This window comes from Moraxella cuniculi DSM 21768 (assembly GCF_900156515.1).
GTDB classification, from domain to species: domain Bacteria; phylum Pseudomonadota; class Gammaproteobacteria; order Pseudomonadales; family Moraxellaceae; genus Moraxella; species Moraxella cuniculi.
Genome location: NZ_FTNU01000009.1, coordinates 1 through 22,984 on the forward strand (window position 1 = coordinate 1; position 22,984 = coordinate 22,984).

The 22,984-nt window shown below is 43.5% G+C and carries 17 protein-coding genes and 4 tRNA genes; 19 read left to right on the forward strand and 2 right to left on the reverse strand.

Annotated features, from left to right (window positions below; translation table 11 throughout):
* The first annotated feature begins 248 nt into the window (after positions 1-248).
* The 6 genes from BW928_RS06125 (at position 249) to BW928_RS06150 (ending at position 6,875) form a co-directional block, all read left to right on the forward strand.
* Entirely contained in the window at positions 249-2,594 is a 2,346-nt protein-coding gene (locus tag BW928_RS06125) for a TonB-dependent hemoglobin/transferrin/lactoferrin family receptor (protein WP_076555363.1), read from the forward strand.
* A 69-nt stretch (positions 2,595-2,663) separates the two neighbouring features.
* Positions 2,664-3,245 carry a biliverdin-producing heme oxygenase gene (locus BW928_RS06130; protein WP_076555364.1) on the forward strand — a complete coding sequence of 194 codons (582 nt, stop codon included), beginning with the start codon at positions 2,664-2,666 and terminating at the stop codon, positions 3,243-3,245.
* A 398-nt stretch (positions 3,246-3,643) separates the two neighbouring features.
* Positions 3,644-3,719 (forward strand) — tRNA-Val (locus BW928_RS06135).
* A gap of 4 nt (positions 3,720-3,723) precedes the next feature.
* A tRNA-Asp gene (locus tag BW928_RS06140) sits at positions 3,724-3,800 on the forward strand.
* 201 nt (positions 3,801-4,001) lie between these two features.
* The gene (rimO, locus tag BW928_RS06145) at positions 4,002-5,504 is read left to right on the forward strand and encodes a 30S ribosomal protein S12 methylthiotransferase RimO (RefSeq protein WP_076555443.1); all 1,503 of its coding nucleotides are present in this window, start codon (positions 4,002-4,004) and stop codon (positions 5,502-5,504) included.
* 165 nt (positions 5,505-5,669) lie between these two features.
* A complete protein-coding gene (locus BW928_RS06150) occupies positions 5,670-6,875 on the forward strand; it encodes a sugar transporter (RefSeq protein WP_076555365.1) in 1,206 nt (401 codons plus the stop codon).
* A gap of 269 nt (positions 6,876-7,144) precedes the next feature.
* Here BW928_RS06150 and BW928_RS06155 read toward each other — a convergent pair whose 3' ends face one another.
* Together BW928_RS06155 and BW928_RS06160 are read right to left on the reverse strand one after the other, a co-directional pair.
* Positions 7,145-8,452, reverse strand: a complete 1,308-nt coding sequence (locus tag BW928_RS06155; protein ID WP_076555366.1) for an aminotransferase class V-fold PLP-dependent enzyme — start codon at positions 8,450-8,452, stop codon at positions 7,145-7,147.
* A 45-nt stretch (positions 8,453-8,497) separates the two neighbouring features.
* The gene (locus tag BW928_RS06160; RefSeq protein ID WP_076555367.1) at positions 8,498-9,142 is read right to left on the reverse strand and encodes a 2OG-Fe dioxygenase family protein; all 645 of its coding nucleotides are present in this window, start codon (positions 9,140-9,142) and stop codon (positions 8,498-8,500) included.
* Between the two features lie 263 nt (positions 9,143-9,405).
* Between BW928_RS06160 and BW928_RS06165 the strand changes: the two genes are divergently transcribed.
* The 13 genes from BW928_RS06165 to BW928_RS06225 all read left to right on the forward strand — a co-directional run bounded on the left by BW928_RS06165 (position 9,406) and on the right by BW928_RS06225 (position 22,548).
* Complete coding sequence (locus BW928_RS06165; RefSeq protein WP_076555368.1) at positions 9,406-10,155, forward strand: YebC/PmpR family DNA-binding transcriptional regulator; 750 nt, start codon at positions 9,406-9,408, stop codon at positions 10,153-10,155.
* Positions 10,156-10,248: 93 nt separating this feature from the next.
* Entirely contained in the window at positions 10,249-10,404 is a 156-nt protein-coding gene (locus BW928_RS11655; RefSeq protein WP_158078446.1) for a hypothetical protein, read from the forward strand.
* A gap of 155 nt (positions 10,405-10,559) precedes the next feature.
* Positions 10,560-12,101 (forward strand): threonine ammonia-lyase, biosynthetic, encoded by a 1,542-nt coding sequence (gene ilvA, locus BW928_RS06170; protein ID WP_076555369.1) that lies wholly within the window; start codon positions 10,560-10,562, stop codon positions 12,099-12,101.
* A gap of 132 nt (positions 12,102-12,233) precedes the next feature.
* Complete coding sequence (locus tag BW928_RS06175; RefSeq protein WP_143821508.1) at positions 12,234-12,683, forward strand: hypothetical protein; 450 nt, start codon at positions 12,234-12,236, stop codon at positions 12,681-12,683.
* A gap of 67 nt (positions 12,684-12,750) precedes the next feature.
* On the forward strand, positions 12,751-13,152 hold the full coding sequence (locus BW928_RS06180) for an Hsp15 family ribosome-associated heat shock protein (protein WP_076555371.1): 402 nt from the start codon (positions 12,751-12,753) through the stop codon (positions 13,150-13,152).
* A 63-nt stretch (positions 13,153-13,215) separates the two neighbouring features.
* Complete coding sequence (locus BW928_RS06185) at positions 13,216-13,686, forward strand: low molecular weight protein-tyrosine-phosphatase (protein WP_076555372.1); 471 nt, start codon at positions 13,216-13,218, stop codon at positions 13,684-13,686.
* A gap of 69 nt (positions 13,687-13,755) precedes the next feature.
* On the forward strand, positions 13,756-14,799 hold the full coding sequence (murB, locus tag BW928_RS06190; RefSeq protein ID WP_076555444.1) for a UDP-N-acetylmuramate dehydrogenase: 1,044 nt from the start codon (positions 13,756-13,758) through the stop codon (positions 14,797-14,799).
* Positions 14,783-15,511 (forward strand): YdcF family protein, encoded by a 729-nt coding sequence (locus BW928_RS06195; RefSeq protein ID WP_227516563.1) that lies wholly within the window; start codon positions 14,783-14,785, stop codon positions 15,509-15,511. Before murB ends, BW928_RS06195 begins: the two co-directional genes overlap by 17 nt.
* A gap of 199 nt (positions 15,512-15,710) precedes the next feature.
* Positions 15,711-15,801 (forward strand) — tRNA-Ser (locus BW928_RS06200).
* Positions 15,802-15,838: 37 nt separating this feature from the next.
* Positions 15,839-15,929 (forward strand) — tRNA-Ser (locus BW928_RS06205).
* Positions 15,930-16,367: 438 nt separating this feature from the next.
* The gene (locus tag BW928_RS06210; RefSeq protein WP_076555374.1) at positions 16,368-19,658 is read left to right on the forward strand and encodes an autotransporter domain-containing protein; all 3,291 of its coding nucleotides are present in this window, start codon (positions 16,368-16,370) and stop codon (positions 19,656-19,658) included.
* 773 nt (positions 19,659-20,431) lie between these two features.
* Positions 20,432-22,156, forward strand: a complete 1,725-nt coding sequence (argS, locus tag BW928_RS06220) for an arginine--tRNA ligase (protein WP_076555376.1) — start codon at positions 20,432-20,434, stop codon at positions 22,154-22,156.
* Positions 22,157-22,170: 14 nt separating this feature from the next.
* Complete coding sequence (locus tag BW928_RS06225) at positions 22,171-22,548, forward strand: diacylglycerol kinase (RefSeq protein WP_076555377.1); 378 nt, start codon at positions 22,171-22,173, stop codon at positions 22,546-22,548.
* The last annotated feature ends 436 nt before the right edge of the window (positions 22,549-22,984 follow it).

Here is a 22,984-nt window from a genome sequence, read left to right on the forward strand (position 1 = left end):
GCCATCACAGACAGCTTGAAATCAAGTGTGTATTTTGCCATAGAAAGCACCCCAAGAGTTAGTAGTGGAATGTCTAACTTTTGGGGTGCGGTTCAATTCAGGGGTTTTTTATTTTTATCAGAAAATTAAACGAAAAAATGTTGCCAAAATAAATAAGATTTGTTATTATTTGAAAATAAATGATAATCTTTATCATTACTATTTTTATCTTTATAGTTAAATTTTAATTCAAGGATTGATAAATTATTATGAAAAAATCATCGCTAAAACTCTCGCCGCTTGTGCTTGGTATATTAACCGCCACAACGGGTTTTGCCAACACCACCCAACCTAGCACCGTGCCAAGCGTGCAGCTTAGCAAAACCGTCGTCATCGCCAAACGCAACAAAGCCGCCAACACAGAATCGCTTGGTCGTGATGAGCTTGATAATAACATGGTGCGTGATGTGCGTGATTTGGTACGCTACTCCACCGATGTCGGCATTGCTGACAATGGTCGCCACCTAAAAGGCTTTGCCATGCGTGGCGTTGAGGGCAACCGAGTCGGCATTAGCATTGATGGTGTCAATCTGCCAGATTCCGAAGAAAACACCCTGTATGCTCGCTATGGCAATTTTAATCCATCTCGGCTAAGCATTGATACAGAGCTTGTGCGTAATATCAGCCTTGAAAAAGGAGCGAATTCTTTTAATTCAGGCAGCGGTTCATTGGGCGGCACGGTACAATACCGCACGCTTGATGCTGGCGATATTTTAACTGGCGATGATACACTCGGAGGCATCGTTCGCACAGGATATGCCAGCAAAAATCGTGAATGGACGCACACCATCGGCACCGCCTACCAAAACGACAACTTCGAAGCACTGGCACTGTACTCACAGCGTCAAGGTCATGAGCTAAAAAGCCGCGGCAAAGGCAACTTGACACTGGGCAGCGAAAGCCAACGCCCAGACCCTGCCACGCACAAAAACCGCAGTTATCTGGCAAAACTGGCATGGCAAATCACACCAAATCATCGAATTGGTGCCAGCATTAATGGACAAAATGGCAAAAACTACACCGATGAACGCTCTTATATGCTGCTGTCCTCTATGTGGCGTGAGGCTGATGATAGACAAAAACGCACCAACAGCAACCTGTTTTATGAATACAGCCCACCAAGCGATTGGCTTGCCAAGTTGCGTGTTGATTACGACAAACAAAAAACCGATTTATCGGCGATTAATTATAAAGGCACGCACCCTTATGATTGGCGAACCAACACCCAATCTGCCGAGAAAAATTTAGACGAAATTTTTGACCGCCGTATGCAAACCGACTTTGATCGCCTAAGCCTGCGTGCTGATTTTCAGCCCTTTGGCAGCACCATTGGTGAGCATACCCTCTCTGCCAAAGCCTATGTGGCACGCCGCGACTTTAAAAACATCAACAATGACCGTGGCGGTGTTGGCACAAATTACGCCTACCAAAATACCTATACCATTCAGTATCCGATGCGTACTGAGCAGCTTGGCATCTCTATCAAAGACAGTGTGCGTCTTACTGAACGGCTGTCAGCCGCTGCAGGCTTACGATACGACCAAGAGACCATCAAACCCCAAGAGCTAAATGCTGCATGCAGTCAGGCTTGCACCAGTGAAGGCAAACCTGATGGCAAGACTTTTAAGGTTGCCAGTGGTTTTGCAGGGGTTAATTGGCAATTTAGCCCAGCTTGGAAAACAGGCTATCAAATCAGCACAGGCTACCGTGTGCCAACCGCCTCAGAGATGTATTTTACCTTCAAAAATCCATACGGCACTTGGAAATCAAACCCAGAGCTTAAGCCCGAAAAAAGCCTAAGCCACAGTTTATCTTTGCAAGGTTATAATAACAAGGGGTTGCTTGATTTGGGACTGTACACCTCTTCATATCGAGACTTTTTGTCCGAACAGACCAGTTTGATTGTGCAACAAGAATATGGTCGTACCTATCAAACTCCGATGAATCAAACAGTCAATATTGACAAAGCTCGCATCTCTGGACTGGAATTGCAAACTAAGCTGAACCTGGATCAAATCTTTCCTGTAGCCAAAGGCTGGAAATTTTATGGCTCATTAGGCTACAGTCGTGGTAAACTATCCACAGGCAATAGCTTATTGTCAATCCAACCCATAAAAGGTATCGTCGGCATTGATTACGAAGCACCAACAGGCAAATGGGGTGTCTTTAGTCGCCTTAGTTATTTGGGTGCAAAAAAAGCAAATGATGCCAAAGTTGAGGACATCAAAAGCCGCTGCCTTGCTTATGAATTTGACTGGTGGACTGGCGAAAATGTCTGCAATCGTACCGAATTGTACAAAGAGACCATTACCGCACCTTATTTGAACAAATCCGCTCAAGTATTTGATATTTTTGGTTTTTATAAACCAACAGAGCGTGCCACTGTTCGTGCTGGTGTTTATAATGTATTTGACCGCAAATATCATACTTGGGACGCATTGCGTGGCATTAACAGCTACGGCACAACCAACACGGTTGATAGACAGGGCAAAGGCTTAGAACGCTTCTATGCACCTGGTCGCAACTTTGCCGTATCGCTTGAATATAAATTTTAACCCGCAGTGGCAGTGCTTGCAGCCCAAGCCACAAGCCTGCCCAAACCCACTCACCAAAGGAGAGCATACATGAGTGATTTAACTTTTGCTGATAAGCTAAAAGAACAAACCCGCACCGTGCATGACAGTGTGGATAATTTGGTAATGTCAGTTAAGCCTTTTGACAGCAAAGAAAACTACATTAATTTTTTAAAACTACAATCTGTCTTTCATCGCATTGTTGATGATATTTATAAAGACACTACCCTAAACCAAGCCATCAACGATTTGGCACAAATGGCTCGCTATGATGCCGTGCTGGCGGATTTGGCGGATTTGGGACAGGCGAAATATCAGTTTGCCGAGCCTTTGCCAAAACCCACTGGCAATCAAGCCATCGGCTGGTTGTACTGTGCCGAAGGTTCAAATATCGGTGCGGCATTTTTGTTCAAAGATGCCAAAGAAAAGCTCGGATTTGACGAAAAATTTGCCGCCCGCCATCTGGACGCACACCCTGACGGTCGTGGCAAGCACTGGAAGGCGTTTCGCGAACACTTAAATAATCTAAATCTTGATGAAAATGCCCAAAATGAAGCCATCGCTGGTGCGATCGATGCTTTTGAATTTTATAAGGCAACATTGCGTCAAATTTTTCATCAAGCCCAAGCATAACCACCCACTTAATCGTACCATGTTTGGCGACCGCTCAAGCACAATACTTTCGCTTGGGTAAAAACCATCTGGTCGGTTTTGTATGATTATGCAGAGTGATTATTGCACCAACCTTATTGCCAAACTGGATTTTTCCAGCTTGGTAATTTTATGTGCTGCTTTATTGCGTTTATTTGGCATAAAATTAAGATAATTAAATCCTTTAAATTTCAATAAGTTACAAACTTTATCAACAAAAATACCAAATTTTCCCCAAAAAAAGTTTGACAGTTGATAAATTTCGTATATAATACGCACCACAAAGACGATGAACAAGGCGAAAATCAAGTTCTTTAAAGTTTTTGAAAATGTTACTTAAAATGCGATACCTTGACACAGTATCATAAAAAAGCATTTTAGGGTGGTTAGCTCAGTTGGTAGAGCATCTGCCTTACAAGCAGAGGGTCAGCGGTTCGATCCCGTTACCACCCACCACTTAGCAGCGGTAGTTCAGTTGGTTAGAATACCGGCCTGTCACGCCGGGGGTCGCGGGTTCGAGCCCCGTCCGCTGCGCCATTTTTAGTGTGGCTTTTATTAGCTTTTCACTTTCTCCCCAAGTCTCCCCTGTCTTGGGGATTTTTTCTTGTCAAAACATCGGTTTTTGGCAAGCAGCAACTGCCAATTTACACCATCTCATCAAGGATGTTTTGTAATAAATTCTATGCTAAAATAAGCATTTATAAAGCACTTAGCAATAACCAGCAAATTGAGCCAGCCATGTCCAGCACGCCAACCGTATTTAATCCAAAAGCACAAAAAAACACAGAATCGGCCTACCATCATCAAGCCAATCATAACCAAAATCGCACTGTCGCCCAGACAGCAAATGCCGTCAAACCATCATCAAGCAACAATCCCAAAATCGGCTTTGTTTCGCTGGGTTGCCCAAAGGCACTCGTTGATAGTGAACGCATTATTACAGAGCTGACTCGTGAAGGATATCAAGTCGCCAAAGATTATGATGGTGCGGATTTGGTGGTGGTCAATACTTGTGGCTTTATTGAATCAGCTGTGCAAGAAAGCCTAGATGCCATCGGCGAAGCAATTAACAAAAATGGCAAAGTGATTGTAACAGGCTGTCTAGGCAAAGATGCCGAAAAAATTCGCACCATGCACCCTGCAGTGCTTGCAGTTACAGGGGCTCATGCTTATCAAGAAGTGGTAACGGCAGTAACTCATCATGTGCCCAAGCCCACCAAAAGCAAAAACTACGACCCCAAAATTGATCTCATTGATGATGCTGGCATTAAACTTACGCCCAAACATTATGCTTATCTAAAAATTTCTGAAGGCTGCAACCATCGATGCACTTTTTGTATCATTCCATCGCTGCGTGGTGACTTGGTTAGCCGACCGATTGATTCGGTCATGAAAGAAGCGGCTGCCCTAAAAAATTCAGGGGCAAAGGAGCTGCTTATCATCTCACAAGACACCTCGGCCTATGGCGTGGATTTAAAATACAAAACCAGTTTTTGGGACGGTCAGCCACTCAAGTCAAAATTTTTTGATATGTGCCAAGCCATGTCCAAGCTGGGTATTTGGGTGCGTCTGCATTATGTATACCCCTATCCACATGTTGATGCCGTGGTAGAGATTATGGCACAGAGCATGGCAAATTCTGCTGGCACAGGCGGCCTGCTGCCCTATCTTGACATTCCCTTTCAGCATGCAAGCCCCAATGTCTTAAAGGCGATGAAACGCCCTGCGATGAGCGAAGATACTCTTGAGCGTATCCGTGCATGGCGTGCGATTTGCCCTGATATTGTCATTCGCTCAACTTTTGTGGTTGGCTTCCCAGGCGAAACTGACGAGGATTTTGCCTATTTACTTGACTGGTTAAAACAAGCTCGCCTAGATCGTGTGGGCTGCTTTACTTATTCTGAAATCGAGGGTGCTGTCGCCAATGATTTGCCCAACCCAGTGCCAGAGCATATCAAACAGCAACGCTATGAAGCACTGATGGCATTGCAGCAACAAATCAGTGCCGAAAAACTCGCCGAAAAAGTCGGCAAACAACTTGTGGTGCTGGTTGATGAGATCGACACAGAGGAAAATATCGCCATCTGTCGCAGCTATGCTGACGCACCAGAGATTGACGGTCATGTTTATCTTGATAATATCAACCACACTGTCAAGGCTGGCGATATGTTCACAGTACTGATTGATGAAGCAAGCGACTATGATTTATTCGCTGACTTTGGCTCTGCTGTGCCAGTTTGATGTTTAATAAGTCGCTACGGCTTATTTGCTTGCGGCGACTTTGTTTCTGCCGTACTTATCTTGCATAATGATAGATTGTATATTTGCCAAAGCCATCGCACGGCACATCTTGATGGCTCTGCTAACAAATAATTTCCTGCCACAAACAATAAGCCAATGAACACCATGAATCAATTTTCGCTCGATAATAAACAGCCGACCAGTCTGCTGCCTGTGGTGATTTTGGCTTTGTCAGCATTTATTTTTAATACCACAGAATTTATCCCCATCGCCCTGCTGACTGACATCGGTACAAGTTTTGGCATGAGTGCCGATGCCACAGGGGTGATGATGACCATCTATGCATGGATTGTGGCACTGCTATCACTGCCGATGATGCTAATGACAGCAAAGATGGAACGCAAAAAACTGCTGATTGCCATCTTTGCCCTGTTTGCCATCAGTCATGGCGTGTCCTATCTTGCAAACAGTTTTGGCACTTTGCTCATCAGCCGCACTATGGTGGCAATTTGTCATGCACTGTTTTGGTCAATCACAGCAAGCCTTGCGGTTCGGCTTGCCCCAGAGGGTATGCAGACTCGTGCTTTAGGCTTGCTTGCCACAGGGGGTGCGTTGGCAACCGTGCTTGGTCTGCCAATAGGCAGGCTGCTTGGACAGGCATTTGGCTGGCAGACAACTTTTGCTGTGATTGGTGTGGTCGGTCTTGTGATTATGCTTACGCTTGCAGTGGTTTTACCAACACTGCCTGCCAAAAACACAGGTAATTTGGCAAGCCTGCCTGCCATCGCCAAAAACAAAGCCCTGCTGCTGGTCTATGCCATGATTGTCTTGACAGTTACCGCACACTTTACCGCCTACAGCTACATTGAGCCATTTATTCTGCACATCAGCAATTTTGGCAATCGTTTTATTGGCGTGGCTTTGTTAATTTTTGGTGTGGCGGGCATTGTCGCCAGTGTGCTTTTTGGGCGTTATTATGAAATTTTACTTAATAAATTTATCCTTATTGGCTTTGTTGCTATGATTGTCAGCTTGCTGACTTTGTTGATATTTGCCCAAACTCTCACCATCTGGACACTGCTGATTTTTGTCTGGGGTGTGGCATTTACCGCTTTGGCATTATCCTTGCAACTGCGTGTGCTAAAACTTGCCCCAAACGCCACCGATGTTGCCATGTCAATTTTTTCAGGGATTTTTAATGTTGGCATTGGTGCAGGTGCGATGATTGGCAGTCTTAGTATTGCTGCATATTCTCTGGGTAATATTGGCTATGTTGCCGCCCTTATTACCCTATTGGCAGCAAGTGTTTTTATGTTTGTGTATTTTGGAGAATCAATAAAACATCTATCAAATAAATCCACAAAATTCTAACCATCAACCTTGTATCACTTATTAACGATTAGCCGTGCCACAAAGGACAAATCATGCTAAATTTTATCCTGTCTGCAACTCTATTAACTATTTTTTAACAAAATTAAAATATAAAAATCCACAACCAGTCATTATCTGCATGGCGAATAAAACAAAAATAGATTGATTTTATTTAAGATAAATATAATTTAACATTTAAAAATACAAGTTGCCATTATGCACTCAACCAAATTGTGTCGACTGTCAGCACAATAAATATCTTAACAAACCTAAGGCAGTGTAATCTGATACATCTCACAAACAGCCTGATCAATCAATTCAAACAATCTGTCAATCTCGGCAAAAGTCGTATAATGCAAACAGCCCAGTCGCAGCACTGTCCCTGTGTCGGCAAGTCGCTCGCTTAAATTTTTGGCATAAAAATTCCCAAAACCCAAAGCAATGTTATAGCCAGCCAACCATTGGCTTAGCTTTGCACCATCTTGGATAACACCTGCCTTAATGACATTAAAGGCAAAAGTTGGCGTGCGATTGCTGGCAGATTGCTTGCCATAAAGTTGTAAAAACGGACGCTGTTTAAATTTCTCCAGCAGATACTGACTTTGTGTCTGCTCATATGCCATCACCTTGTGATAAGTTTTCTGCCTGCTTGTTGTCGTCAAGTCATATTGCGACTGCGTACCCACTTCATCAAAAGAAGGCAAGCCGTCATCAAGCCCCAGTGCCGACCAATATCGCATCATTGCCACAAACCCTGCCTGCGACTCAAAGGACTGCGTGCCTTGCTCATACGACATCGGCACCACATTGGTTGCAGGTTCAACCTTATATGGGCGAAGCTGTGTCAATAAAGCGTGCTTGGCAAACATCATACCCAAATGCGGCCCACCGATTTTATAGGCAGAGGCAAATAATAAATCCGCACCCCAAGCCTCAAATTCGCTGGCAATATGCACCGCAGCGTGTACCGCATCGATACTTAGCAATGCTCCGACTGCCTTTGCCATCTGGCTAATGCGTGCTATGTCTGTCATTGTGCCAATTAAATTAGAAGCAGCGGTTATCGCCACCAAACGCGTTCGCCCATCAATCAACTCCTCTGCCGCCTGATAATCCAAATCGTTCAGCGTATCGTTCAGCGGTATCATTCGCACCTCTACGCCAGCATCATCCGCTGCCTGTTGCCATGACGAAACATGAGAATAGTGATCGAGCGAACTTAGCACAATATTATCACCTGCCTGCCAAGTGCGTGCAATCACCCTTGATATCATAAACATCAAACTGGTTGCATTTTGCCCAAAAACAATCTGTGCCTTTGTTCCGCCGCCCAGCCACACACGAGCTTGTTGGCGTGCCAAATCATTCACCGCCATCGTCCGAACAGAAGCCTGATTATAACCGCCCATGTTGCTATTGCCCAAGCAAAGATACGCCACCATCGCTTGCATGACGCAGTGCGGAACTTGCGAGCCACCCGGCCCATCAAAATAAATCGGCACATTGCCCGCATCATCTGTCTGCATCAATGCAGGAAACTGCTTGCGAATATCCATCAATAGCTGTTGTGTAATCATTTAATTACCTAATAAATCTATTAATTTAAAATAATCAAAAATTCATCAATTGGGACGATTTGCTGTAACCACAAACAAATCCCAATAACCAACATCATCTTTATTAGCAATACTCACACTAGAAGCACTGTGCCACAGCGTGCGATCATTGATGATACAATAATCTGCAGGCTCTGGCGATACGCAAGCAAGTGGCGTATCATCGGTTTTATGCTGCCACAGCATTAATGCACCGCCTTGTTGATTGTGGCGAGCGATGGTAAACACACCCACAAAATCAAAGCCGTCCTGATGCACGCCCTCAGGGGTAGCTTCGGCAGGCGTGCTGTTATCTTGGGCAATGATTCGCATCTGATGCACCTCAAGCTGACAGTTGCTTGGCAGATTGCACGCTTTGACAAAAGCATGGCAAATCTGCCCAAAGCCATCAGATTGCACGGTTTGTTCGCTCAAATTCTCATAGCAACGCAACACATCACCCTGAAATTCATTAAGTTTGCCCGTCTGCACAAAGCCATCACTGGGCAGCACAGTCAGCTGACCCTTGGCAAAAGCCAATTTGGAATATTTGCGAAATCGATACGCACCATCTTTATAATTGCTTGATTTTAATTCATCAAATGAGGGCTGTACAGCACAAATTGCCTGTTTGTCAAGTTTTCCTAATTTCATTAATAATACATCAGACATAACAACTCCTTTTTGTGATGATTGTGGTATTTGTTGGTCAATTTTTGGCATTGCTCACTACCAAACCAAGCATATCACAACAAAAATTTATATTCAACAAAAAAATAAGTTATAAATTCATCAAAGCAATTCGGCATTTTGATATTTTTTCATGATAAAGACTTATCAAGCCAGCAAAAATTTGCTAAAATTGTTATTTTAATTACAAACAAATTATTTGTTAATTTTCTTATTAATTTATTAAGTTATTATTAAGGTGTATTATGGCAGGTCATAGTAAATGGGCGAATATTAAGCATCGCAAAGCCAAGCAAGATGCCGCAAAAGGCAAGATTTTCACCAAAATTATCCGTGAAATCGTCTCTGCCAGCAAAGGCGGCGATCCTGATCCTGCCAACAACCCTCGCCTGCGTGCCGTCCTTGAAAAAGCCAACGCCGCCAACATGACCAAAGATGTCATCAAGCGTGCCATTGAGCGTGGTCAAGGTGGTGGCGAGGGTGATAATGTCCAAGAAATCACCTACGAAGGCTATGGCGTAGGCGGTGTGGCGGTCATCGTTGAGACCATGACTGACAATGTCAATCGCACGGTGGGCGAGGTGCGTCATGTCTTTAGCAAGCATGGCGGCAATCTTGGCACCTCAGGCTCAGTTGCCTATCTATTCACCAAGCGAGGCGAGATTGTCTTTAATGATACATCGCTTGAGGATAAAGTGATGGAAGTTGCCCTAGAGGCGGGAGCAAGCGACATTGAAAATGACGGCGAAAGCCTGCTGGTCATCACCGAGCCGAACGACTTTGGTGCTGTGGTTGATGCCTTATTAAATGCCGAGCTTAAGCCTGACAATATGGAAGTTACCCTATCGCCAAGCACAACTGCCGACATTGACAATATTGACGATGCCCAAAAAGTACTAAAAATGATTGATATGCTAGAAGATTTGGACGATGTTCAAGAAGTCTATACCAATGTTAATTTTAGCGATGAAGTGATGGCTCAGCTCGATGCTTGATTTGTCATTGAATTTATAAAGCAAATTGGGTATGATAACTGATAATCATATCCAATTTTTTAATAAAAACGGTGGTAAATTTAGGAAAATCAAATGATTGCACTAGACCTGTCGCCACAAACTCTGCAATCTTTTGCCACGCCAAAACACGATGAACTACTGACCGATTTTATCAAAACTCTGCCAAACCGCAACCAGCTGGGCGATGGCTTGGTAATTCAACAGGCATTGCGTGATGAGTGGTATTAATTATTTATTAGGCACTTGCTTTATCATTGAGCTGCTGTCTTGGCAACGGCAATCACGCATCATTTAAATCATCAAACCCAGACCAAGACCTGATGAACAAATATCAAAAAATACATCAATGATATCAATGACTTACTATTATTAAAGGACACCCCATGCTCACCCCTTATATCCGTGCCATCTTGCAAGCCACCGTCTATGATGTTGCCATTCGCACACCGCTTGAGCCTGCCAAAAAATTATCCTTGCGGTTTGCCAATGACATTCGCATCAAACGCGAGGATTTGCAGCCTGTGTTTAGTTTTAAGCTGCGAGGTGCTTATAACAAAATCAGCCAGCTTAGTAATGATGAGAAAAAGCGTGGCGTGATTTGTGCCTCTGCTGGCAATCACGCACAAGGGGTGGCATATTCGGCAAATCGTCTAGGGATAAATAACCTAATTGTCATGCCAACCACCACGCCAGATATTAAGGTGCAAGCAGTCAAATCCTTTGGTGGCAATGTGCATTTGCATGGTGATAGCTTTGATGAGGCCAATCGTTTCGCCATCGAAAAATCACAAACCGATGGCTTGACCTACATTGCCCCTTATGATGATGAGCTGGTCATCGCAGGTCAAGGTACGATTGGGCTTGAGCTTACTCAGCAATGGCGAGATATTGATTATGTCTTTGTGGCAGTTGGTGGCGGTGGCTTAATGGCGGGTGTGGCGGCATTTTTGGGCGAAGTTGCTCCGCACATTAAAGTGGTCGCTGTCGAGCCTGAAGGAGCAGCCTGCCTAAAAGCTGCTCTTGAAACCAAAGAACGAGTTCGCCTGCCGCAAGTATCGTTATTTGCTGACGGTGTGGCAGTTGCCCAAATCGGCGAAAAACCCCTTGAAATCGCCAAAATGACAAAATCTGACGGCACGGGCACAGTGGTCGAACCAGAGGTCATCACCTGTACCAATGACGAAATCTGTGCTGCAATCAAAGATATTTTTGAGGAAAATCGTGCCATTGTTGAGACCGCAGGTGCTTTGTCCATCGCTGGCATGAAAAAATACATTAATAAGCATGGCTTAAAAAACAAAAACTGTGTTGCCATCATCTCTGGGGCAAACATGAACTTTGATCGCTTGCGTTATATTGCTGAACGCACCGAGATTGGCGAGCAAAAAGAGGCGATTTTTGCTGTTGCCATTCCCGAAAAAACAGGGGCGTTTTTGGAATTTTGTCGCACGCTACAAGGACGCAATATCACCGAATTTAACTATCGCGTTGATACCAGCAATCCTACCGATCCAGCCCATATTTTTGTTGGTATTGGCCTTAAAGAAGGTCAAAAAGAACGTAGCACCATCGCCAAACTTTTGACCGAAAATTACCATGCTTATGACCTGACCGATGATGAAACTGCCAAAACGCATATTCGCTATTTGATTGGTGGTCATGCCAATATCCAAGACGAGCAACTGTTTCGGGTAATTTTCCCAGAACGCCCTGGTGCATTGTTAAATTTTCTTGAAAAATTAGGTCAGGACTTTAACATTACTTTATTCCACTATCGCAATCATGGAGCGGCTGAGGGGCGGATTTTGGTGGGCTTACAGGCATCGGCTGGCTCATCACGACAAATCATGGATGCCCTCACCGAGATTGGCTATGAGTGCGAAAGTTTGACGGACAATGTCGGCTATCAGTTGTTTTTGAAGTGATATGATGACTATGATGATAGACAAATTGACGGTCAAACACTTATGCTAGACCGCCAATTTTTAAGACAGCGTGGTGCCAAAAATATCGCCGTTGATTTCACCGCTTTATCAAAACCCTTATCCATCTACCTAATGTCAATTATTTTTTGTATGTTCTTGGCAATTGGTTGGTATAAAGGTGATATTGGTTTTATTATTTTAAGCGTGATAATTTTCATTAGCAATTTATATTGGCGTTTTCAAATAAACAAGCATCATGCTGATGAAGTTTGGGAAACGCCTGATGGCTTTATCGTCATTATTAATAATGATTATGAAGAAATTCGCTTTTGTGATATAAAAAAAGTTGAATACAAATTCCGATATTTAATAGATAGCCGAAATTATATCGTTGAATTTTATTTCAAACAGCCTAATAAATTTGGCAGAAAAATCTTTTTTGTAACTTGGGAAGATGCGTGCAATTATAACCAAGAATCACAAATCTTTCGGATAAAAAACCAAGCCACCACCGATTATATCCATCACCTGCAAGAAAAAATCAAACAGGCAAGCGACAATCGGCCCATAAGTGAGGAATAAACATTTATACTCTCCAGCGAGTTTTTGACGATAGTTGATGACAGCACAAACCACAAAAAGGCAAACAATGAACCCATCTGAACTCACCAAAGTGCGTGCCGATAAATGGCTGTGGGCGGCACGATTTTTCCGCACTCGCAGCCTTGCCAAAGAAGCCATTGAATCTGGCAAAGTGCAGATAAACAATGCCAAAATTAAAGTCAGTCGCGAGCTGCAAATCGGCGATACGCTCACCATTCGTCAAGGTCATGCCACACGCCTAGAAGAAAAAACCATTATTATCAAACAGTTATCAGAAAATCGAGGCAATGCCACCATCGCTGCCACCTTATATGAAGAAACCGAAGAAAGTCGCGTCCGCCGTGAATTTATGGCGCAGCAGCGAAAGCTGGATAATTTGGCTCGACCTGATACTCGCCCCAGCAAAAAAGACAGACGAGAGTTGCAAAAATTAAAAAACAATTTTTAAGTATTTTTGCACAAATCCCAGTTGATTTATATTATTTATCAAAAACTGTTATTAGGAAAAATAATGAAACCAAAATCCGCCCTGTTTGTTTGTCTTGGTAATATTTGCAGAAGCCCATCTGCCGAAGCCATCATGCGTCAAAAATGCCAAGAGGCACAGCTTGATATCCGCCTAGATTCAGCAGGCACCGCAGCTTTTCATATCAACGAAAGCCCTGATGATCGTGCCATTCAAGTGGGACGCGGCTTGGGTTATGATTTAAGTACGCTCAAAGCTCGGCAGGTGTCTGTGGAGGATTTTTATGAGTTTGAGATGATTTTTGCGATGGATAAGAATAACTTAAAAGATCTAAAGACCCTGCACGCTCGTGCTGTACTATACGCAGACAACCGCAAAGTTGCCACACTTGGGTTATTTGACCCACAAGGTAAAGCCGTTGCCGACCCTTATTATGGCGATATCAAGGATTTTTTGGCGATGTTTGAGCATTTGGAGAGTATTGCTGATGGCTATCTTGCCACATGGCAAGCCTGATAGCCTTTTGCGATTGACTTATAAGCCCAGCAACGATTATAATGCCTGAAACTTAACACGATGATGCACATGATTCAAACTTATCACAATTACGACTTATCCGCCATGAATACGATGGCACTCAACTCATGTGCAGACACTGCTATCGTGGTGCATGATGAGGCAGCCCTGCCGAGCATTCGCCCTACTGGCAGATGGTTTGTGCTTGCTGGTGGTAGCAATGTGCTGCTGCCAAGCGTGCTAAATGCCACCGTCATTTTGCCACGCATGCTTGGCAAACATATCCTAAGCGAAAACGATGATGAGATTTTGCTTGAGGTAAAAGCTGGCGAAAATTGGCACGACTTGGTTAGCCATTGCGCCCTGCAAGGCTGGTACGGCATTGAAAATTTGGCACTGATTCCCGGTTTGGCTGGTGCCGCCCCTGTGCAAAATATCGGTGCTTACGGCGTGCAGCTTGAAGATGTGCTGGTCTGCGTCAAGGTCTACGACTGGGAAAATTCACAATTTCTTACACTAAGCCGCGAAGAATGCCAATTTTCCTATCGGCACAGCATCTTTAAAGAACAACCAAATCGCTATCTGATTACCGCCATTACTTTGCGACTGCACAAAACCGCAACACGCATACAAAGCAATTATGGCGATTTGCACAACCAAGCCCTAACACTTGCCACCGCCGCTGGTCGTGATGACATTCATGCCATTGATATCTATCATGCAGTTATTGCCATTCGTCAGAGTAAATTGCCCGACCCTGCAATTCTGCCCAACTGCGGATCGTTTTTTCAAAATCCAATCATTAGCCATGGGCAGTTTCAGCAATTGATTTGCCAATATCCGACCATGCCTCACTATCCTATTAATGATGCTTTGGTAAAACTGCCAGCTGGTTGGCTGATTGAGCAGGCAGGTCTTAAAGGTGGCGGTATCACCCCTATCCTAACTCACACAAAACAAGCACTGGTACTGACCAATCATGCTCCGCAAAGTGCCACGCAACATGATATTGCAATCACTCAAAATCACATCATTGTCAGCGTGCAGCAAAAATTTGGCATCACTTTGGTGCGTGAACCTGTTTGGGTGAATGCTGATGGCAGCTATCAATAAGACCAAATCACGCCTACTGCTCGCCAAAAAAATAGTCATCATAGGCAGCACCGTCCTGATACTGGGTGCCGTCAGTGCAATCACACCAATTTTTGCCAATGTTGGGGCAGCTCTGCTCTCGCTGTACTCAACCTTAAGCTTGGATAATATTGATAAAGCGGATAGCATTATTGTGCTAGGTGGTGGTCTGACACGAGATTCCAAAGGAGCAATCGCACTTAACCATTATAGTCAAAGCCGTGCAAATCAAACAATCATCAGCTACCAAAATCAGCCAGCCACCATCATCACCAGTGGTGTAGAATCACCTTGGATTAATGACTATTTACAAGAAAAACTAAATAATCAGGCACAAATCATCACCGAAAATGCCAGCATGAATACCTGTGAAAATGCCAGATTCAGTGCCAAATTATTGACACATTATCAACTGCCAAAAACCGCCTATTTGATCACTGACCGCTACCACATGGCACGTGCTCGCCGTCAGTTTGCCCAAGCAGGCATTGCCACCGTTGCCACGCCTGCTGATTTGGCAATCCCCTTAAACTGGCTAACGCCTCGCAACAATCTTGTGCATACTCGCCGCACCATCTATGAAATTGTTGCATTGGCACGAGACATCATCGCACCACAGGTCAATTGCCGCAGCAGTGAACAGGTCAGCATTGAGCAATTGCACACCCCCAGAAGGCAAGCAAAGCTGTTTTGATTGGTGCCACCATCTCTCACCAAGTTTGATTTTATATTATTTAGAAAATATCAATAATAATTGCCCACATGACACTGCCTTGCTATTTTTATTATCGTGATTATGCCTGATTAAATCACCCATCTTAAGCCAAAAAATTTTATAAATATTACAAAAAACGCTTGCATTTACAAAAAATTAAGCTATAATACACGGCATTGGAAGCTTGGCAGAGCGGTTGAATGCACCGGTCTTGAAAACCGGCGTGGGTTTATAGCCCACCGAGAGTTCGAATCTCTCAGCTTCCGCCATTATTAAACAGTGCCGTATGGTACAATAACCGCTTACGGAAGCTTGGCAGAGCGGTTGAATGCACCGGTCTTGAAAACCGGCGTGGGTTTATAGCCCACCGAGAGTTCGAATCTCTCAGCTTCCGCCATTATTAAATGCCCCAGTTTTGCTGGGGTTTTTTAATGAAAATACACCCTGCCCCAAACTGCATTTTCCCATCTGTCATTGACACAATCAGCACAAGCACCCTGCCCTTTACTCCAAATAAATGCACCAAACATTGACCTTAATCTGGCAATTTAGATTCATACAATGCCAATTTTCAAAGTTTATTCAACAACCAACCTAAAATTTTTAATCACAATCATAGACTTTATTTACAAAATATAAAAATATATCACTCCCCCCCCCCCTGAGATTTTTTGTTATAATCAGGTTAAGATAGCTTGCGTATTTGTATTTTTTGCAAAGATTGATTCGCTTTTATTGCTATTTTTAGAATGATGTCTGGCGATGTGCCACTTGATGTCATTTGGCTTGATTGAGCTTTACTTATTCATCTTTTGTATCTTATAAGGAAAATTGTATGAACCGTGCTTATCGTGTTATTTTTAATCATGCCACAGGCGTGTGGCAATGTGTGAGTGAATTGGCTCGCAGTAAAGGCAAAACTAAGTCATTCAAGGCGTTATCTGTTGCCATTATGATGACGATGGGCAGTGAAGCTATGGCGGCTGATATTGAGCTGAGCGATGGGCAGGTGCATCATTATGATACCAGTGTTAGCTTAATTGGTGATATTTTAATCACTAATGCTGGTACGAAGCTGACAAGTGGCAACCAAGTTATTTTTGGCTCAAATCCTAATAATCCTGCCAATACTACCGACACCACCATTGAAATCAGCAATGGTGCCAGCACCGTCAGCACCATTGAAACGATTATTTCCAACAATAGCAACACCTTGGTAACTGTCAATAATGCCACACTTGATAGTGGAAAATCATTAATTGTGGGTTTCAATCCTAATTATACCGCAAAATTAATTGGTGAAAACGGTGCAAAAATCAATGCCAACGGCATTGTTAATATCGGCTATGCTGATGGTGGCACGGCAAGTGTGGAGTTATCAGGTGATGGCACCACTTTGACCGTCCAAACCGATAACAATAACATCATCAATATCGCCCTAGAAAACAACGCCATCGGCACCTTGAGCGTAAAAGACAAAGCCAAGGTTGATGCAGGACAAATAGCGGTCGGACGCAGTACTGGCTCAACAGGTACACTAAACACTGACAACGCCACCATTAATAGTAATAGTTTGATAGTTGGCGTAGAAGGCAATGGTATCGCCAATCTAGCAAGCAGTACTTTCAATCTTAATGACGCCTATTCTTTGGCAGATGGCACAGGCTCAATTGCCAAGGTTGATAGCAAAAATAATTCCTTTAATATAGAAGGTATAATGGTTGTTGGAGCCAGTAATGCAGCAACCTTAAATAGCACAAACGACACCTATAAAATCACAAAGAATCTTACCGTTGGACAAGAGTCAGGCTCCAAAGGGGTGGCAAACTTTACAGACAGCATTATAAGAGCAAAAGATTTTGTGCTTGCAGTGCGAAACGGCTCAAACGGTGAAGCAACCATCAATGGCACAAAAGCTCGTTTACAAATTGAAAATGAGCTACACATTGGCTCGGGTGGTACGGGTACATTAACCTTAAATCAAAACTCTGAATATAATGTAGGACACACTTATGTGGGCAATGGCATCTATATCGGTGGCGGTGGTGCAAGCGGTACCGCTGGTACACAAGGTGGTACAGGCACGCTGACTCTAAATGACAGCACATTGCGTACCAATGAAATTATGGTGGGTAATACAGGAAGTGGCACACTTCGCTTAAATTCGCTTGATCCTAATACCTACCTAACAGGATTATACACCAACCAAATCAGCCGCAATGCCAACTCCAAGTTGTCTGAAATTTATATCAATGGAGCAGAAATTGGCATTACTGCCGACCAACCTAATTTGTTTGCCAATTTTACCAAAGACAATAAAATTGAGCTTGGTAGCAAAGGCGTGATTTTCCAGACCGACAATTATCAAGCCAAAACTGGAACTGATGTTATTATCAATCCAAATGCCGTCATCACAGGCAATGTTGGTACGATTGATTTAAATAATCTTGATAAAACTTCTGGATTTATGAAAACTGGTAAAGGCACGCTGACCATTTCTGAAGACAGCAAGCAGTTTACAGGTGATTTGGCTGTAGCAGAAGGCACGCTTAAGATTGATGGTAATTATGTCATGAATGGCGAAAATCTTGTGATTGGTTTGATTGACAGCAATGAAGATGGATCTTTTGATAATCAAAGCGAATATGGCAAATTTGTCGTTACAGGTAAGGCTGATATTAGTAATGGCAACCTAAAAGTTTATGTTGATGAAAATATCAACCAAGGCTTGGTATCTGGCACAGCAGTCAATGAAGTTGTGAGTGCAGGCACATTGGTCGGTCAGTTTAAACAAATCAGCGACAATCATGCTTTGGTGGATTTTACTGCCGATTATTCTGAAGCCAATAAAGTTCATCTTACCATGGTGAAACAAGGCTCAACGCCAACGCCAACGCCAACGCCAACGCCAACGCCAACGCCAACGCCAACGCCAACGCCAACGCCAACGCCAACGCCAACGCCAACGCCAACGCCAAACGATGGTACGCGATTTGTTAAGGCTGTCAAGAGTAAAAATAACTTTGCTTCCCTACCTCTTGCCACAAGTCTAGAAAATGCGTTGGACGATTATATCGCCGCCAACAACAATACCATGCCCAAAGCCGACAGTTATGGGCTAATACAGCAGTTGGGACGCGACTTGCCATCATCAATCACAGACGCACAGCTATCACGCGTTGTTACAAGTTTGCAGCCGCTGCTTACAGGTTCGGTCAATCGCACCATCTTGACTGCCAGCCGTCATGCGGTTGATGCTATTTATGACAAACGCCTTAATTTTACGCCAATTGCTCAAGGTAGTGATGACCGTCAACGCAGCCTATGGGCAAAAGCAATCGGAGTGAACAACTCGGCAACAGGTACTGATGGTGCTTTGGGTTATGACCAGCGTGATTTTGGGGCGGTTGTTGGAGCAGATACCAGCTTGGGCAACGGCAAAATCGGCTTTGCTTTGAGCTATATTGACAGCAATACCAACAGTGATACAGTCAATCACAATGTTGCCGCCAAAACAGGCGAAGCTGTCATTTATGGTAACTATCAAGCCCATGACAACACAACAGCCTATGCCCATATCGGCGTAGCCAGAAGCGATATCCAAGGTGAGCGTCATATCGCCATCAGCAATCAAATCGCCAAATCGGACTACACTGCCGATACCGTCATGGCAGGGCTTGGAGTAAGTCATATGATGGGCGAAACAAACCGCCACATCGCACCGTTTGCTCGTCTGGATTATGCCCAAGTGCGTGCTGATGGTTATCGCGAAACAGGGGCAGGAGTCTATAATCTTGTTGTGGATAAGCAAACCTACACAAGCCTACGCCCAACACTTGGCATCAAAGCCGCTACCGCTATCAGCCCTCGTTTACAGTTGGCTGGCAATCTGGCGGTAAGCTATGAAAGTGGTGATAAACAAAACATCATCAATGCAGGCTTTGAGGGAACATCGCTTCGCTTTGCCACCACCGATACCGACATTGGTCGCACCATCGGCACAGCAGGCGTGGGATTAAACTACGCCATCAGCCCTGCTACAACCTTGAGCCTGAATTATCAAGGTCAATGGCGTGATAACTATGAAAGCCACGGCGGTGCAATTGGTATTAAATCAGTATTTTAATCCATCTATTTGCACACCAAAACAGCTGTATCAAATACAGCTGTTTTTTTATTGATAAGCCCTGTTGTTTTGCCACAGCAGCCAAGCCCAAAACATACCACAACGCTCCTATATATACATATCCACAAGATTGCCAAGAAGTGATACTTGCAATCTCAAATAACCCAAGCTCACCGTGAATTAAGCTTGGGATTAATGGTCGCACCCATGCCATTTAAACCAGTGAAATGATCCAAATAAAACACACCTCTTAATTGGCAACTTGACTGTATTGATGGTTCGTATTTTGTTTGGTGGGATTTTTGGCAACTTGTAGGCTTGGTAGTATGGCATAATGTGCCATAAAAGTTTAAGCATATCTACAGGGTTAATGCACAATGAAATTTAATAATGTGCATATGGCGTATTTTTGGTGATTACAAATTGCCACTTCTTGTATGTATACAATCAGTGGTTAAATTATCCCATATTGGCGTTAATTGACATATTTTTAAAATTTAGAATGTTTATCAAGGCTACAAATCCAACAACACCCCTGATGATTTTTATTAAACCCCACCGCAATCACGCCAGCAAATAAAGCGCAACATACCAAGACAACAACCAAACTGTGTCAGTTAGCCCTTGATTCAATCAAACCAAACTCACTCGGTAAATTGCACTTATTATGATAAAAAGACAAGATTTTTTTGGCAAAATTTGCTATCATTACAAGCATTTGGTAATTTTTACCATATGTAGCAATAGATTTTAAAATAAATAATAGGCAGCCAATGAATATTCAACAAATTCTTAATGATAAAATCAAGCAAGCCATGATTATCGCAGGTGCTTCAGATGACAGTGAGGCTCTGGTGCGTCAATCAGGCAAACCACAATTTGGGGATTATCAAGCCAATGGCATCATGGCAGCCGCCAAAAAAATGGGCAAAAATCCACGCGAATTTGCCCAAAGTGTGGTAGACAACCTAGCCCTTGATGACCTTGCTGAAAAAGTTGAGATTGCAGGTGCAGGATTTATTAATATTTTCTTAAAAAATGACTGGCTATCCAAACAAGCCACCGCTGCTCAGCGTGATGAAAAACTGGGCGTTTTAACCAAGCAAAATCAGCGTGTAGTGGTGGATTATTCTGCACCCAATGTCGCCAAAGAAATGCATGTTGGGCATTTGCGTTCCACCATCATTGGCGATAGCATTGTCCGAGTGCTTGAATTTTTGGGCAATAGCGTTATCCGTGCCAATCATGTTGGTGACTGGGGAACGCAATTTGGTATGCTGATTGCTTATCTTGAAAAAATGCAAGCCGAAAACGCCAGCGAAATGCAGCTGGCTGACATTGAGGAATTTTATCGTCAAGCCAAGCTAAATTATGATAGCGATGAAAATTTCGCCGAAAAATCCAGAAATTATGTCGTCAAACTACAAAGTGGCGATGCCTACTGCTTGGATATGTGGCAAAAACTGGTCGCCATCACCATGAATCAGTGCCAGCAAACTTACGACAGACTTAATGTTACCCTAACGCCCAATGATGTGATGGGTGAAAGCCTGTACAATCCACTCTTGCCAGAAGTTGTGCAAACGCTCAAAGACAAAGGGCTTGCTGTTGAAGATGATGGTGCTGTCGTTGTTTTTTTAGATGAATTTAAAAATAAAGACGGCGACCCGATGGGTGTCATTGTGCAAAAAAAGGACGGTGGCTATCTGTATACCACCACTGACATTGCCGCTGCCAAATATCGCTACGAAACGCTCAAAGCAGATCGCGTGGTGCTATTTACCGATGCGCGACAAGCACAACACATCGCCCAAGCATGGCTGATTACTCGCAAGGCAGGCTTGGTTCCTGACGAATTTGGTCTTGAGCATTTTACCTTTGGCATGATGCTGGGCAAAGATGGTAAGCCTTTTAAAACTCGCACAGGCGGCACAGTGAAGCTCTCCGACTTGCTTGACGAAGCCGTCATGCGTGCCACCGCCATCATTGATGCCAAAAATCCCACACTCAACGATGACGAAAAATCCGCCATCATTGATGCCATTGCCATCGGTGCGGTGAAATATGCCGATTTGTCAAAAAATCGCAATACCGACTATGTTTTTGACTGGGATAATATGCTCTCTTTTGAGGGCAATACCGCCCCTTATGTGCAATACGCCTACACTCGCATTCGTTCAATCTTTGCTCGTGCGGACATCCGCCAGCTGCCAGTTGGTGATATTGCCATCGGCACGGACAAAGAGCGTGCATTAATCGTAAAATTACTGCAATTTGAAGAGGTGTTATTGCAAGTGATAAAAGATGGCTTGCCACATTTATTGTGTCAGTATCTATTTGAATTGGCAGGGATTTTTTCAGGATTTTATGAAGCCTGCCCAATTTTATCCGCCGATGATACCACCAAGACCAGCCGTCTATTGCTTGCAGATTTTACCGCCAAAACCCTAAAACAGGGCTTGGATCTGCTGGGCATTAAAACAGTTGAAAAAATGTAATCATAGGTAGAATCATGCACTCACCCCAAAAAGGCAAAACTGGCATTCAGCGTATCATTAATGCTGCAAATTATTCTTTGGCGGGACTCACCGCCGCCTATCACAATGAAGCAGCATTTCGCCAAATTCTTTGGCTAAATATTGTACTGATACCGCTTAGTTGGATACTGCCCGTTACTGGCGGCGAGCGTGCTTTGATGATTTTTGTTTGCTTGTTTTGCCTGATTGTTGAGTTATTTAACTCTGCCATTGAAGCGGTGGTTGATCGCATTTCTACCGAACATCACCCACTGTCAGGGCGTGCCAAAGACATGGGCAGTGCTGCACAGATGATTGCACTGACTGCCCTTGTGTTGGTTTGGGTGGTGATTTTGTTTGATAAGTTTGTTTAATTTAGTATGATTTTAAAATAGCTAAATTAGATTCCGCACCTACAACACCAATAATTGCAACTTTTGATTGCTAAACATATCGTAAGGATTTAGAAGTTTTGAAGTGTATTTGACTAGATACCCAAAGAAATGTTTGTATCTTAAAGATATATTTAAGTTGGAAAATTTTCACAGCAAATATAAAACAAACCATTTGTCCATAATTTTAAAAAGTTTTTAATCAAAGTCTTTTATTGGTATGGTTTTATAAGCCAAAAGATTCTTTATAAACCCAAACTCCAAATCACAGCCATTAACCCTGAACAAGCTACATTTTTCATGAAAAACGATAATAATACTGACAGTATTGAAAAGACCTCCCACCATAGAGATGGTGAAGCTAAGTGGTGTGGCATGACCGCTGATAACGAATAGCTTGACCGAAACCAGCTCGGTA

What these genes read in the sequence shown, in the direction of transcription:
- BW928_RS06130 (WP_076555364.1), top strand. Translation starts at nt 2,664, where the DNA reads ATGAGTGATTTAACTTTTGCTGATAAGCTAAAAGAACAAACCCGCACC.
- BW928_RS06175 (WP_143821508.1), top strand. Translation starts at nt 12,234, where the DNA reads ATGTCAATTATTTTTTGTATGTTCTTGGCAATTGGTTGGTATAAAGGT.
- BW928_RS06160 (WP_076555367.1), bottom strand. Translation starts at nt 9,142, where the DNA reads ATGTCTGATGTATTATTAATGAAATTAGGAAAACTTGACAAACAGGCA.
- BW928_RS06225 (WP_076555377.1), top strand. Translation starts at nt 22,171, where the DNA reads ATGCACTCACCCCAAAAAGGCAAAACTGGCATTCAGCGTATCATTAAT.
- argS (WP_076555376.1), top strand. Translation starts at nt 20,432, where the DNA reads ATGAATATTCAACAAATTCTTAATGATAAAATCAAGCAAGCCATGATT.
- BW928_RS06165 (WP_076555368.1), top strand. Translation starts at nt 9,406, where the DNA reads ATGGCAGGTCATAGTAAATGGGCGAATATTAAGCATCGCAAAGCCAAG.
- BW928_RS06150 (WP_076555365.1), top strand. Translation starts at nt 5,670, where the DNA reads ATGAATCAATTTTCGCTCGATAATAAACAGCCGACCAGTCTGCTGCCT.
- BW928_RS06180 (WP_076555371.1), top strand. Translation starts at nt 12,751, where the DNA reads ATGAACCCATCTGAACTCACCAAAGTGCGTGCCGATAAATGGCTGTGG.
- BW928_RS06210 (WP_076555374.1), top strand. Translation starts at nt 16,368, where the DNA reads ATGAACCGTGCTTATCGTGTTATTTTTAATCATGCCACAGGCGTGTGG.
- murB (WP_076555444.1), top strand. Translation starts at nt 13,756, where the DNA reads ATGATTCAAACTTATCACAATTACGACTTATCCGCCATGAATACGATG.
- BW928_RS06125 (WP_076555363.1), top strand. Translation starts at nt 249, where the DNA reads ATGAAAAAATCATCGCTAAAACTCTCGCCGCTTGTGCTTGGTATATTA.
- BW928_RS06155 (WP_076555366.1), bottom strand. Translation starts at nt 8,452, where the DNA reads ATGATTACACAACAGCTATTGATGGATATTCGCAAGCAGTTTCCTGCA.
- BW928_RS06185 (WP_076555372.1), top strand. Translation starts at nt 13,216, where the DNA reads ATGAAACCAAAATCCGCCCTGTTTGTTTGTCTTGGTAATATTTGCAGA.
- BW928_RS11655 (WP_158078446.1), top strand. Translation starts at nt 10,249, where the DNA reads ATGATTGCACTAGACCTGTCGCCACAAACTCTGCAATCTTTTGCCACG.
- BW928_RS06195 (WP_227516563.1), top strand. Translation starts at nt 14,783, where the DNA reads ATGGCAGCTATCAATAAGACCAAATCACGCCTACTGCTCGCCAAAAAA.
- rimO (WP_076555443.1), top strand. Translation starts at nt 4,002, where the DNA reads ATGTCCAGCACGCCAACCGTATTTAATCCAAAAGCACAAAAAAACACA.
- ilvA (WP_076555369.1), top strand. Translation starts at nt 10,560, where the DNA reads ATGCTCACCCCTTATATCCGTGCCATCTTGCAAGCCACCGTCTATGAT.